11 protein-coding genes, 2 tRNA genes and 1 pseudogene are annotated in these 12,945 nt (G+C 60.9%); 7 read left to right on the top strand and 7 right to left on the bottom strand.

Annotated features, from left to right (window positions below; all coding sequences use genetic code 11):
* Positions 1 to 258: 258 nt before the first annotated feature.
* Positions 259 to 846, top strand: coding sequence for a heme NO-binding domain-containing protein (locus tag QPJ95_RS01135; protein ID WP_270918772.1), 588 nt, complete (start codon positions 259 to 261; stop codon positions 844 to 846).
* Positions 843 to 1,916 (top strand): GGDEF domain-containing protein, encoded by a 1,074-nt coding sequence (locus QPJ95_RS01130; RefSeq protein ID WP_270918771.1) that lies wholly within the window; start codon positions 843 to 845, stop codon positions 1,914 to 1,916. The genes QPJ95_RS01135 and QPJ95_RS01130 overlap by 4 nt, the downstream gene beginning before the upstream one ends.
* Positions 1,917 to 2,134: 218 nt before the next feature.
* Here QPJ95_RS01130 and QPJ95_RS01125 read toward each other — a convergent pair.
* From QPJ95_RS01125 to QPJ95_RS01100, 6 genes are all read right to left on the bottom strand, one after another.
* A tRNA-Glu gene (locus QPJ95_RS01125) sits at positions 2,135 to 2,209 on the bottom strand.
* 231 nt (positions 2,210 to 2,440) lie between these two features.
* Positions 2,441 to 2,515 (bottom strand) — tRNA-Glu (locus QPJ95_RS01120).
* 100 nt (positions 2,516 to 2,615) lie between these two features.
* Complete coding sequence (recJ, locus tag QPJ95_RS01115; RefSeq protein ID WP_270918770.1) at positions 2,616 to 4,358, bottom strand: single-stranded-DNA-specific exonuclease RecJ; 1,743 nt, start codon at positions 4,356 to 4,358, stop codon at positions 2,616 to 2,618.
* Positions 4,359 to 4,483: 125 nt separating this feature from the next.
* The gene (gene glpX, locus QPJ95_RS01110; protein WP_270918769.1) at positions 4,484 to 5,455 is read right to left on the bottom strand and encodes a class II fructose-bisphosphatase; all 972 of its coding nucleotides are present in this window, start codon (positions 5,453 to 5,455) and stop codon (positions 4,484 to 4,486) included.
* A gap of 145 nt (positions 5,456 to 5,600) precedes the next feature.
* Positions 5,601 to 6,887: a homoserine dehydrogenase gene (locus QPJ95_RS01105; protein ID WP_270918768.1), complete on the bottom strand. Its 1,287-nt coding sequence runs from the start codon at positions 6,885 to 6,887 to the stop codon at positions 5,601 to 5,603.
* A gap of 437 nt (positions 6,888 to 7,324) precedes the next feature.
* Complete coding sequence (locus tag QPJ95_RS01100; protein WP_270918767.1) at positions 7,325 to 7,585, bottom strand: hypothetical protein; 261 nt, start codon at positions 7,583 to 7,585, stop codon at positions 7,325 to 7,327.
* 95 nt (positions 7,586 to 7,680) lie between these two features.
* Here QPJ95_RS01100 and QPJ95_RS01095 point away from each other — a divergent pair, with 95 nt between their 5' ends.
* Together QPJ95_RS01095 and QPJ95_RS01090 are read left to right on the top strand one after the other, a co-directional pair.
* The gene (locus QPJ95_RS01095) at positions 7,681 to 8,268 is read left to right on the top strand and encodes a TetR/AcrR family transcriptional regulator (protein WP_270918766.1); all 588 of its coding nucleotides are present in this window, start codon (positions 7,681 to 7,683) and stop codon (positions 8,266 to 8,268) included.
* Positions 8,265 to 8,771 carry a GNAT family N-acetyltransferase gene (locus QPJ95_RS01090; RefSeq protein WP_313851510.1) on the top strand — a complete coding sequence of 169 codons (507 nt, stop codon included), beginning with the start codon at positions 8,265 to 8,267 and terminating at the stop codon, positions 8,769 to 8,771. The genes QPJ95_RS01095 and QPJ95_RS01090 overlap by 4 nt, the downstream gene beginning before the upstream one ends.
* Before the next feature lie 173 nt (positions 8,772 to 8,944).
* On the opposite strand, the gene QPJ95_RS01085 is transcribed toward QPJ95_RS01090, so the two are convergent.
* Entirely contained in the window at positions 8,945 to 9,856 is a 912-nt protein-coding gene (locus QPJ95_RS01085; protein ID WP_270918764.1) for a pirin family protein, read from the bottom strand.
* Between the two features lie 247 nt (positions 9,857 to 10,103).
* Here QPJ95_RS01085 and bioB point away from each other — a divergent pair, with 247 nt between their 5' ends.
* The 3 genes and pseudogenes from bioB to bioD form a co-directional block, all read left to right on the top strand.
* A complete protein-coding gene (bioB, locus tag QPJ95_RS01080) occupies positions 10,104 to 11,081 on the top strand; it encodes a biotin synthase BioB (protein ID WP_270918763.1) in 978 nt (325 codons plus the stop codon).
* The gene (locus tag QPJ95_RS01075) at positions 11,078 to 12,220 is read left to right on the top strand and encodes an 8-amino-7-oxononanoate synthase (RefSeq protein WP_270918762.1); all 1,143 of its coding nucleotides are present in this window, start codon (positions 11,078 to 11,080) and stop codon (positions 12,218 to 12,220) included. The genes bioB and QPJ95_RS01075 overlap by 4 nt, the downstream gene beginning before the upstream one ends.
* Positions 12,217 to 12,789 (top strand): annotated as a pseudogene (gene bioD / locus QPJ95_RS01070) (dethiobiotin synthase); the annotation flags it as partial. The gene QPJ95_RS01075 and the pseudogene bioD, both read left to right, overlap by 4 nt.
* Positions 12,790 to 12,945 lie beyond the last annotated feature (156 nt).

Here is a 12,945-nt window from a genome sequence, read left to right as displayed (position 1 = left end):
GGGTGCGGCTGACTTGACTGGTCTCCGGGAGACTCCAATGCCGTCCAGCACTGCCCTGCAAATTGTTCCGCACCGCATCCTGTTGTGCTGCCGTTGCGTCAAGTGCCTCAGGCTGCCGCATATCAGCGGTTGAGGCCTCACTCCAACACAGTAAAATCAATGTGATTGGACAGGAATTACATCAGACATCCTATTTGTTGGGCCTTTCTTAAGGTTCACAGGTCATGTCTAGGGCAGTTTAGAGCGAGGGGCCTTCTTATGCATGGGCTGATTAACAGGGCAATTCAGGCCTTTGTCTGCAGCACTTATGGCGTGTCACGTTGGCGCGATGTGACAGATTCTGCCGGTCTCGGGTTTTCCGAGTTTGAGGCAATGTTGATTTATACCGATGAGCAGTCTCAAAATCTTCTGGTGGCCATGGAACAGGTATTAGAGCGTCCTCTGCCCGAAATGCTTGAGGATATGGGGACTTTTCTGGTCTCCAATCCGCAGGTCGAGGCGCTGCGCCGATTGCTCCGCTTTGGCGGCGTAAACTATGTGGAATTCCTGCACTCTCTGGATGATTTGCCGGACCGGGCTCGACTGGCGGTGGCGGATCTGCACCTGCCGGGGCTGGAGCTTCTCGAAACGGCGCCAGGCCAGTTCAAACTGCTGTGCCAAAGCGGCTTGCCGGGATATGCCAATGTCATGATGGGGGTGCTGCGCGCCATGGCTGATGACTATGGCGATCTGGTTATTCTGGAACATTCAGGAGCCCAGGACGGAGCAGAGGTAATTTCTGTGATGCTGGTCGAAACCGAATTCTCCGAGGGCCGGACATTTGATCTGGGGGTAAAATTGCCATGATCTGCCTTAACCAGCTGGCCGACATGGCAGCCAAAATTGCACCAATGCATGTGTTGCTGGACCTCGAAGGGCGCATTAGTCGTGTCGGGCCGACCCTGCAGAAACTGCGTGCCGACCAAGACTGGATTGGGCGCCCGTTTCTGGAGGTGTTTGATCTGCTGCGTCCCCGTTACATTCAAAACTTGGATGACCTGCTGCGAACCTCAGGGGCAAAATTGCATTTGAAGTTTCGCGATGACCCTCAGACCGGGCTTAAGGGGGTCCTGGCCCCGTTGCCGGGCGACTTGGGTGCTTTTGTCAACCTGTCCTTCGGGATTTCGGTTCTCGATGCTGTGCGCGACTATGACCTGACCAGCGCTGATTTTTCGGCCACGGATCTCACCATCGAGATGCTGTATCTGGTGGAGGCCAAATCGGCCGCAATGGAGGCGTCGCGGCAATTGAACCTGCGCCTGCAGGGGGCAAAAATCGCGGCTGAGGAACAGGCGTATACCGATACTCTGACCGGGCTTAAGAATCGCCGGGCGATGGATCATATTCTGGAACGGATGATCAGTACTGGCCGAAATTTTTCGGTGATGCAGGTGGATCTGGATTTTTTTAAGGCGGTCAATGACAGCCTGGGTCACGCCGCCGGGGATACGGTCTTGCAAAAGGTGGCAAGCATCATGGTTGAATGCACCCGCTCCATCGATACGGTGGCCCGGGTTGGCGGCGATGAATTTGTGTTGATTATCGATAACCTGGTTGATCGAGACAAGCTGGGGGACATCGCCAAGCGTTTGATTGGCCAATTGGAAGAGCCAATCCCATATGCCGGCCAACTGTGCCGGATCTCGGGCAGCATCGGCACCGCTCTTTCGGCGACAGGTGGCCAGAAAAATGCGGCTCAACTGCTGAAAGAGGCTGATATGGCTCTGTATGCGGCCAAACGGGCCGGACGGGCCTGCCATTTCTTTTACGAATCGGGAATGGAGAGTGTGGATCTGAACGAAGAGGCTGATGATCCATCGATTGCGGCGCCGGTGGCTGTGGAAAGCAACGGCAGCCAGACCTCTGGCGATGCCTGAAGCTGATGCCGCCCCGTGCCCCTGCCGCTAGCAGGCGCCCTTAACACAGGTCCGATCACCAAACAGGGATGCCAGGATGAGCGAGCTGCAAGCCAGCGATGCTGCGATGGAGACTGGGATGGATACTGGGAAGGATACTGGGCCAGTCGATGATTCTGCGCGCAGCTCTGCTGCGCTGGGTTGGCTCTGTCATTTTTTTTTTTTGGGGGGGGGGGGAGTGGCAGCCCGTACGAGAATCGAACTCGTCTTTCCAGGTTGAAAACCTGGCGTCCTAACCGATAGACGAACGGGCCACTTAGTGCTTGAGCCGGTATTTAGATAACCCGCCCCCGGGACGCAAGAGGGTATTTTGAGAAAGTGACAATCATTTTGTTCGCCGGTCTTAGGGGGTGCAAAAGGGCGGTGGCGCGATCAGATACGCCAGTATCATCCCTGTGCTGGGGTCGCATATATTATACTGAAGCGGGGGATTTACGCCGCAAAAGCCGACCAAAGTAAGGTCCGAATTTGCAGCCAGTACACCATGGCAGCCCGTACGAGAATCGAACTCGTCTTTCCAGGTTGAAAACCTGGCGTCCTAACCGATAGACGAACGGGCCACTTGGTGTCAGCGGGTAGTAGTAATTCCCGCTGCACATCGCAAGAGAAAAAATGCCCTGCGTCGCGTTTTTTTTACACCGGCGTCCGGCGGCATTTATGTTAGGCTGGTGCGGCGTCTTCCAGACGCAACTGGGGGCTTTGTCGTCCGCGCCACAGGTTGATCTCCAAGCGTCCGGCAAAATGGAACCGCGCACCACCATGATCCAGCAAACACTGCCCCATCGGGGTGTCAAAGGCACCAAAACAGATCGCGTCAATACCGCCGCCCATGCCATCGCTCAGCGACAGTTTTAAATGGGTTTCGCCAACCCGTTTGGCAAACCGTATCTGCAGATCGGGAAAGGCATAACGCGGGGCCGGGGCACCCGCCCCAAACGGTCCGGCCTGTTCGATCTGTTCGATCATCTCCACTGTCGCGGCACCGGGCATCAACACGCCGTCCAGTTTCAGATCCGCAGGGCCGAGGTCTCCAGCACCTTGCTTCTCCAGCAGCTCCGACAACCGCGCCATTGCCGGTTCCAGCTGGTCGCGCTTTACACTCAGCCCCGCAGCCATCTTGTGGCCACCGCCCTTGATCAGCAAGCCGTCGCTGGCCAGACGCTGGATCGCCGCGCCCAGATCGATGCCGCTGACCGACCGCCCCGAGCCCTTGCCCTCATCGCCGTCCAGCCCGATTACCACGGCCGGTCGCCCGGCGGCTTCCTTCAGCCGCGAGGCCACAATGCCCACCACGCCGGGATGCCAGCCCTCACCGGCAGCCCAGACCAGCGGCGCATCAAAACCGCGGGCCTCGGCCTGTTCCATCGCCGCCGCCCGCACCGCATTTTCAATCTCGCGCCGCTCGCTGTTCAATTGGTCCAGCCGTTCCGCAATGGAGGCCGCTTCATGGGGATCGTCGGTCGACAGCAGCCGTGCGCCCAGATCCGCCTTGCCAATCCGTCCGCCCGCATTGACCCGTGGCCCCAGCATGAACCCCAGACTATAGGTCGACGGCGCCGAATCCATCCGCGAGACATCCGCCAGCGCCACCAGGCCGGGACGTTGCCGTGCGGCCATCACCTTCAACCCCTGGCGCACCAGGGCGCGGTTGGCACCAATCAGCGGCGCCACATCGGCCACCGTCGCCAGCGCCACCAGATCCAGCAGCGCCATCAGGTCCGGTCCGGTGCCATGGCCACCCTCGCGCAATTGCCTGCGCGCTTCGACCAGCATCAAAAACACCACGCCAGCGGCACAGAAATAGCCCAGCTCGCCATCTTCATCCTGCCGGTTCGGGTTCACTACCGCAACGCAGTCAGGCAGGGTCTCGCCACCCAGGTGGTGGTCCAGTACCACCACATCGGCGCCCTTGGCTGCTGCAATCGGGGCATGGCTCAGGGTGCCGCAATCGACGCAGATGATCAGATCATGATCGCGCGCCAGGGCCGCCATCGCCGCGTCGTTGGGGCCATAGCCCTCGTCGATCCGGTCCGGCACGTAAAGTGTCGCCACCTGTCCCATCTGCCGCAACCAGACCAGCAGCAGTGCCGCCGAGCCACCGCCATCGACGTCATAATCGGCAAACACAGCAATGCGTTGGCGCTGTTGCACCGCCAGCAGGAACCGCTGTGCAGCCACCTCCATATCTTTCAGGCGGCGCGGGTCGGGCAGTAGATCCTTCAGTTGTGGCGTCAAAAACCCTTTCGCCTCATGCAGTGGCACACCGCGCCGTGCCAGCACCTGACAGACCGGCGCCGGGATCTCGCTCTGCTGCGCCATCATCTCGGCGGCGCGCTCCAGTTCAAGGCCCGGCCCCTGCCAGCTGCGCCCCGTCAGCGATTGCTCAACATTCAAAAACGCCACAGCGCAATCCTCCAGTTAATATACCAAAAGGCCGAACCCTGCGCAGGTCCGGCCTTTCTTCTTGTTTAAAATACCTCCGCCGGAGGCATCCGACGGTGACAGCAAGGCCCAGGCCCCATGAAAGATCACACCGGGGTGCGATAAGACATCCGCCGCACCGAGCCGGATTTCGACCGCATCAGCAGAGTGGTGGTCTCGACCCAACCGGGTTCGCGCTTGATGGCGGGCAGCAGAGTGCCGCCGGTGACGCCAGTGGCGGCAAAGATCACGTCTTTGGTGACCATGTCATCGCGCGAATAGATCCGGTTAAGGTCGGTGATGCCGGCCTTGGCAGCACGGCCGCGTTCGTCATCATTGCGGAACAGCAAACGGCCATAGATCTGTCCGCCCATGCATTTCAACGCTGCCGCAGCCAACACGCCCTCTGGGGCGCCACCGTCGCCCATATACATGTCGATGCCGGTGATTTCGCTTTCGGCACAATGCATCACACCGGCCACATCGCCATCGGTGATCAGGCGGATTGCCGCGCCAGTGCCGCGCACCTCGGCAATCATTGCCTCGTGACGGGGGCGCTCCAGAATGCAGACCGTGATATCTGACGCCGCACAGCCCTTGGCCGCTGCCAGCGCAATCACCCGCTCGGCAGGGCTCATGTCCAGGGTGACAACACCCGTTGGCAGGCCGGGGCCCACCGCCAGTTTTTCCATATAGACATCCGGTGCATGCAGCATGGATCCGCGAGGGCCCATAGCAATTACGGTCAGGGCGTTGGGCATATCCTTGGCGGTCAGCGTGGTGCCTTCCAGCGGATCCAGTGCGATATCAACGCCGGGGCCGTTGCCGGTGCCAACTTCTTCGCCGATGAACAGCATTGGCGCTTCGTCGCGCTCGCCTTCACCGATGACGACAACGCCGGCGATATCCAGCAGGTTCAACTGTTCGCGCATGGCGTTGACAGCGGCCTGATCGGCGGCTTTTTCGTCGCCACGTCCAACCAGAGAGGCCGAGGCCAGTGCGGCCTGCTCCGCAACGCGGGCCAGGCCCAGCGACAACATACGATCATTATAAGCAGCGTCAGAGGGGGATGAGGTCATGCTAAATATCCTGTGTCAATCAGAGCGGGTTTCCCGTCGCATACCCTGCGCAGGGCAGGGCGGGCAAGGGCCGTTAGCGGTCACAGCGGCAGCTTGCGGCTGCCACTGTCGGTAATTCTCGTTTTCCCGCCGGTGGTGGCGGCGATCAGAGCTCTTCGATGCGCAGGGCAACCGGGGCGCCATCCACCACATCGCTGGCCGCCAGCGCCTCCAGGGCCACGTCCAGGGTGGCGCGGGTGCATTTGTGGGTGACAATCAGCACCGGCGCTGTGGGCTCAGAATGTCCGTATTGGCGCATTCGGTCAATCGACACCGCTGCATCCCCCAGCGCCGCGGCGACCTTGGCCAGAGCGCCGGGCTTGTCCTGCAGCGCCAGGCGCAGGTAATAGGGGGCGGGCAGGCCGGTCTGGGCGGCTGGAATATCCTGCAGGCTGGTTGCGGGCTGGCCAAAGGTGGCAATCCGAAAACCGCGCGCCAGATCGCAAATATCGCCCAGCACCGCACTGGCGGTGGGGCCTTCGCCTGCTCCGGGGCCGCGCAGCACGATTTGTTCAACCGCGTCGCCCTCGATCACCACCATATTGGTGCCGCCTTCCAGCTGGCCCAGAGGCGAGCTGGCGGGAACCAGACAGGGGGACATGCGCTGTTCCAACCCGCGGGCCGTGCGTTGCGCCACCCCCAGCAGTTTGATGCGAAAGCCCATGTCGGCGGCCTGGTGGATGTCTTCCAGGGTGATGCGCTGGATGCCCTCCAGCTGCACACTGGCAAAATCGGGCTTGGTGCCAAAGGCAATGGCCGCCAGCAGGGCCAGTTTGTGACCCGCATCAATGCCGCCCACATCCAGATTGGGATCAGCTTCCAGATAGCCAAGTTTGCCACATTCCTCGAACAAGGCGTTATAGCCCTGACCGGTGGCCTGCATCTGGGTCAGGATGTAATTGCAGGTGCCGTTCATCACCCCCATGATGCGGGTGATCTCATTGCCGGCCAGACCTTCGGTTAGCGATTTGATCACCGGGATACCACCGGCAACCGCCGCTTCAAAGCGGATCACCTGGCCTTTTGCCTCGGCTTGTTCCGCCAGTGCCTGGCCGTGAATCGCCAGCAGAGCCTTGTTGGCGGTGACCACGTCCTTGCCTGCAGCCAGGGCCGCCTCGGTTGCGGCCTTGGCCGCGCCCTCATGGCCGCCCATCAATTCGACAAAGACATCGACATCGTCGCGCACTGCCAGCGCCACCGGGTCCGTTTCCCAGGCATAGCTGCTCAGCGAAATGCCGCGGTCCTTGCTGGCATCACGGGCCGAGACGGCGGTGATGACAACCGGGCGACCGGTGCGAGCCTCCAGCAGAGCGGCCTGGCGACGGATGATTTTCACCACGCCCATGCCGACGGTGCCCAAACCTGCAATCCCAAGACGAAGCGGCTTTGTCATAGCTGGTGATCCCTTGTTTTCTATCTGACCCTCGCATTAGCCGGCTCTGCCCAAGGGCGCAACGGGGGACGGTCTAAGCGGGGAATCGATAGTCCGCCCCCCGCATTTGATTTGCATTTACGGGGAACGGAGATCTCCCGCACCAGCCTGCTCCATCGGCAAGGCCGACACAGCAGGCTGGTTTGGGCGTGGCGCGCTTGCGCGGCGCCACGCCCAACGGGAGGAGGGTATCATAGATGCCTGACGACGGGCGGGAGTAGCCCGTTTGGGGTCTGTTTGCAGCCCCAATCCATGTGGTCTCACTAATGTCGACTGGCGGATCCAAGCTCGCGACGGCCTCACACTCCGCTACGGCGCTGTTTGTCCGATATGGCGAGGTGCGTAAAATGGCGACATGCGTGACCCACCAGTGGATTGCGACCCAATCCCGTATCCGGTCAGTTTGAAGCGGAGTTCAAAGCCCTGGCGCGCTGCTGCAAGCGGGCGCTGCGGGCAAGCAGTTGCTGTTCCAGCGCGGTGCTTTGGCTGTCGGGCAGCGGCAAGGGCGCGATGGCCTGTTCCAAGGCGATCAGCGCCGGATAATCGGCAGACTTCAAATCCACCGTCAGCTGATCCTCCAGCTCGGGCACCCTGGTACAGGCTGTGGTGGCCAGCAAGAGTATGCAGGCGCAGGTTGTCAGGGGCAGTGAGCGGGTCATGGCAGCGGTCCTTTGTCCATGTCTTTGATGCCTGTTTGTAGGAAAAGTCGCAAGCAGGGGTTTTTTCTGAACATCTGTTCAGATAGCCTGACCACATGGCGCGCACACAGGGATCTCACTCCGGCATCACCGGCCCACGCATTCAGGATGCGGCGCTAAGGCTGTTTGCGCAGCACGGCTTTGCTGCTGTTTCGATGCGCCAGATCGCCGGCGCGGTCGGGGTGCAGGCCGGGGCCTTGTATAATTACACCCCAGACAAGCAGAGCCTGCTGTTTCGGCTGATGGAAAGTCATATGACCGAGCTGCTGACCGCGTGGCAGGATCAGCCTGCCGCCGGGGATGCGCTGTCGCAGCTCGAGAGTTTTACCCGCTTTCATATCCGTTTCAACATTGAGCACCCGGATGCGGTTTTTATTGCCTATATGGAACTGCGCAATCTCTCGGCGGAAAACTTCACGGTGATCGAGGCGCTGCGCCGCGAATATGAAAACACCCTTGAGACGGTGCTGAAGCAGGGTGTCTGTGAGGGGGTGTTTGCGGTGCCTGATACCAAGATCGCGACACTGGCTGTCATTGCGATGCTGAATGGCGTCAATACTTGGTATCGGGCTGGCGGGCGATTGTCGCTGGATCAGGTGGAAACCAGCTATTGGGAGATGGTGCGCCGGACAATGGTGACGTGACCCTGGCTGGAGGGTCCGCAGTGATTTCTACTGACCGCTTAGTAAGTGGTGACTGGCGTCAGCTTTCCCCGGATGATCTTGCAGCGCTGTTTAAGCCTGAGGTCGTGGAATTCCTGCCGCCTGGCTTCCAGAAGCTCACGACCGAGCTCGAGCAGCGAAATTTTTTGACTGGTCTGTCACAGCAGGCCGAGGTCCTGGCCTTGTTTGAGGGATCCGGAGCGGGGGTCGGTTTGGTGTTTCTATCCCATGCTGACCCAGACGCTGACCCAGACAGAGCAGAGTGCCATCTTGGATATCTATTGGCGCAGCGGGTTTGGGGGCAGGGGCTGGCGACTGGGCTGATTGCGGCGCTACAGGATCTGTATCGCGGGACGGACATCCCCCTCTGCGGAGGCGTCATGCAGGGCAACACTGCCTCGGCGCGACTGCTGCAGCGGGCGGGTTTTCAGGGTCGCGATGTTGGCGACGAGGTTGTGTATTTCTGGTCTGGCGCCGGGCATTGAGGGCAAGCGGGGCCGCTTAAGATTGATACAGCCCCGGCACCAGCCCCTCGGCGGTCTGTTTTAGGGTGGCGGGATCTGTTCCGGCCGGCAGCTCCGGTGCCCAGAGCACATCATACTGGCCGCCCAGTCTCTGTAATAGCCCATTGGGGGCGGCCTTTCGTCTGCGGCGAAAGCTAATGCGCCGGGCGGATGAAGCGACCGTTGCGCAGTTCGGCAAAGGCCTGTCGCAGTTCCGCTTGGGTGTTCATCACGATGGGACCGTGCCAGGCCACCGGCTCGTCTATCGGCGCACCCGAAACCAGCAGGAACCGCACACCATCCGGGCCCGCCATCACCGTGATCTCATCGCCGCTGCCAAACCGCACCAGGGTCCGGTCCCCCGACATATCGCGAATATGCAGTTCTTCGCCGCTGACCTCTTTTTCCAACAGCACCCCCTGCGGCGCCGAGGCATCACAAAAAGCACCTTGCCCTTCAAACACATAGGCAAAGGCGCGGCGGTAGGTGTCGATCTTGAAGGTCTTCTTGACCCCGGCTGGAACAAAGATATCCAGATACTGCGGGTCCGCCGCGATGCCGTCCACCGGTCCGCGCTTGCCCCAGAAATTGCCCACGATCACCCGCACCCGGGTGCCGTCGTCGTCGATGATCTCGGGAATGTCCCGGCTGCCAACATCCTGATAGCGCGGCGCTGTCATTTTCTGGTCGCTGGGCAGATTGCCCCAGAGCTGAAACCCATGCATTTGGCCCGTGGCATTTCCAGTGGGCATTTCCTGGTGCATGATTCCCGATCCGGCGGTCATCCATTGCACGTCTCCCGCACCCAAAGTGCCGGTATTGCCCAGCGAATCTTTGTGCTCGACGGTGCCGGACAGCACATAGGTGATGGTCTCAATGCCGCGATGGGGGTGCCAGGGGAACCCTTTCTGGAAATCCTCGGGGCGTTCGTTGCGGAAATCGTCGAACAACAGGAACGGGTCCAACTCGCTGGGGTCCTGAAAGCCAAAGGCGCGGTGCAGTCTGACACCGGCACCCTCCAGTGTGGGCACTGCATTGCGGGTTTCGAGTACGGGTCTAAGCGACATGTGATTGCCTCCGGTTCATGCTTGGTTGCAACAAAGATAGTCGTGCGGTGGTGCAGTGCAATTGGCGTCGAGAAACGGAACCTGTGCGAAAATGCGCAGTAACGCGGGTGATAGGCGGTGAGAGTCGCGACCAATTGCGGCAGTTGCGAGATGGGGCTTGAAACCAACATTAGAAATTATCTATTAACTGAGCGTGCCGGGATGGTCTGGCGTGAAAATTATCTATAATTTCCTCGTAGGAGATCACATGTTGGACGCCAGCCCTATCCGCAACGACTGGACGCGTGAGCAAGCCGAAGCGATTTACAATCTGCCCTTCATGGATCTGCTGTTTCAGGCACAGACCGTGCACCGGCAGTATTTTGATCCCAATCAGGTGCAGAAATCCAAGCTCCTCAGCATCAAGACCGGCGGCTGTGCCGAAGATTGCGCCTATTGTTCGCAGTCGGCGCGCAACGGGGCGCAATTGTCGGCCAGTAAACTGATCGAAGTCGCCAAGGTGATCAACGAGGCGAAAAAGGCCAAGGAAGGCGGCGCCACCCGCTATTGCATGGGCGCAGCCTGGCGCTCGCCCAAGGATCGCGACATGGTCGCACTTGAGGCCATGGTGAAGGGCGTCAAAGACTTGGGCATGGAAACCTGCATGACCCTGGGGATGCTGGACGAGAAGCAGGTGTTCCGCCTGCGCGATTCCGGTCTGGATTACTACAACCACAACATCGACACCTCTGAGCGGTATTATTCCGAGATCATCACCACCCGCACCTTTGCCGACCGTATCGACACTCTGAACCGGGTGCGCGAGGCGGGCATCAAGGTCTGTGCCGGCGGCATTGTTGGCATGGGTGAGCAGCAGATGGACCGCATCGACATGATGCTGGCCCTTGCCACCCTAGAGGAGCACCCGGATTCGGTGCCGGTCAACATGCTGATCCCGATCCCCGATACTCCGCTGGCGGATGTGGAAAAGCTGGACCCGATTGAATTTGTCCGCACCGTGGCGCTGGCGCGTATCCTGATGCCCAAAACCCATGTGCGCCTGTCCGCAGGCCGCACCGATATGAGCGATGAGATGCAGGCGATGTGTTTCTTTGCCGGTGCCAATTCGATCTTTGTCGGTGACACCCTGCTGACCGCTGATAACCCCGGAGAAGACAAAGACAGCGCCCTGTTCGCCCGTCTTGGCATCACGCCCATGGCCGTGGGCTGCGACGGCTCAAAATGAGCACGGGCACCTTCCCGCGCCATGAAAAGGCGCTGGAAATGCTCAGGTCGCGGGGCCGCTATCGCAGCCTGATGCCCCGCGCCGGGCATGACTTTGCCTCAAACGATTACCTCGGGCTGGCCGGGTCCGAGCTGCTGCGCGATGCGGCGTCAGCGGCGCTGGCACGCGGCGTGCCGGTTGGGGCAGGCGGCTCGCGCCTGCTGCGCGGCAATGACGCCGAGCATGTCTTGCTCGAAGCTGAGGCCGCCGATTTCTTTGGCACCCAGGCCGCCTTGTTTATCAATGGCGGCTTTACCGGCAATATGGCGATATTCTCGGCGCTACCTCGGCACGGCGATCTGGTGCTGTACGACGCGCTGATCCACGCCAGCACCCATGACGGCATGCGGCTGGGTCGGGCCCAGTGCCAAAGCTTTGCCCATAACGATGTCAGGGCGGCGCAGGCCGCCATCACCGATTGGCGCGCGCAGGGCGGCAGCGGCCAGATCTGGATCGCGGTTGAGGCGGTCTATTCGATGGATGGTGACTGTGCCCCGGTGGCGGCCCTGTCCGAACTGGCCACCCGCGAAAAGGCGGTGCTGGTGCTGGACGAGGCCCATTCAACCGGGGTGTTTGGCGATCAGGGTCGCGGGCTGGGCCACGCGGTTGCGCACCAGCCAAATGTGCTGTCGCTGCACACCTGCGGCAAGGCGCTGGGCGTCTCTGGCGCGTTGATCTGCGGCGCCTCTGCCCTGATCGAGACCCTGATCAACAAGGCCCGCGCCTTTATCTTTGCCACCGCACCGCCACCGCTGAATGCCGCACTGGTGCGGGCCGCACTGGCGGAGCTGGCCGCGAACCCGGATCGGCAAAACCGGGCATGGGATCTAATTCGCCACGCCCAAGCAGAGGCCGAAAAGCACTGTGATCTGACCGGGTTCCAAAGCCAGATCATGCCGGTGATTATCGGTGACGACAAACGCACCATGGCTATCGCACAGGCGCTACAGGCCAAGGGCTATGACATTCGCGGCATCCGCCCGCCCACCGTGCCACGCGGCAGCTCGCGGTTGCGGATCTCGGTGACACTGAACAGCTCACCGCAGGTGATTTCGGAGCTGTTCGCTGATCTGGCCAACCTACTGGAGACCCCGGCATGAGCGCCATCATCGTTACCGGCACCGATACCGGCATCGGCAAAACCGTGGTCTCGGCTGGGTTGGTGCAGGCCCTGCGCGCCAGCTATTGGAAGCCGGTGCAATCGGGGCTGGAGGACGAAACCGACAGCCAGATCGTTGCGCGTCTCTCGGGCCGCCCGGTGCTGCCCGAGGGCTATCTGCTGCAACTGCCCGCCTCGCCACATCTGTCAGCCGAGGCCGAGGCGGTGACGATTGATCTCGATGCGCTATCGCTGCCACAGGTTGACGGCGTGCTGGTGGCCGAGGGCGCCGGCGGCGTCATGGTGCCGCTGAACCGCGAGGCGTTGTTTCTGGACCTGTTTGCCCGCTGGGGCGCGCCGGTGATCCTCTGTGCCCGCACTCAGCTCGGCACTATCAATCACACGCTGTTATCTCTGCAAGCCCTGCGCGGCGCCGGCTGTGATGTGGTTGGTGTGGTGTTTATTGGCGAGGCTGAAACAGAAGTGGAGCAGACAATCTGTCAGTTTGGCAAGGCTGTGCATTTGGGCAGGCTGCCTAGGATTGACGGATTGGAAAACGAGACCGTAGCGCCTGACCTTGGGGAGGTGCGAAGCGCCTTCCCCGTTTTGCCGGAGGCAAACCTTCGGTTTGACGGAAGGTCAGGCGCGGACCGAGCTGACGGCCGGTCCAAGGAGGGAAACGAAGCGCTCGCAGAGGCCTTCGCCGCCCATATCGATACCGACACC

Origin of the sequence: Parasedimentitalea psychrophila (assembly GCF_030285785.1) — a bacterium.
GTDB lineage: Bacteria > Pseudomonadota > Alphaproteobacteria > Rhodobacterales > Rhodobacteraceae > Parasedimentitalea > Parasedimentitalea psychrophila.
Note: the sequence above shows the minus strand (reverse complement) of the source record. Positions and strands in the feature narration are given on the sequence as shown.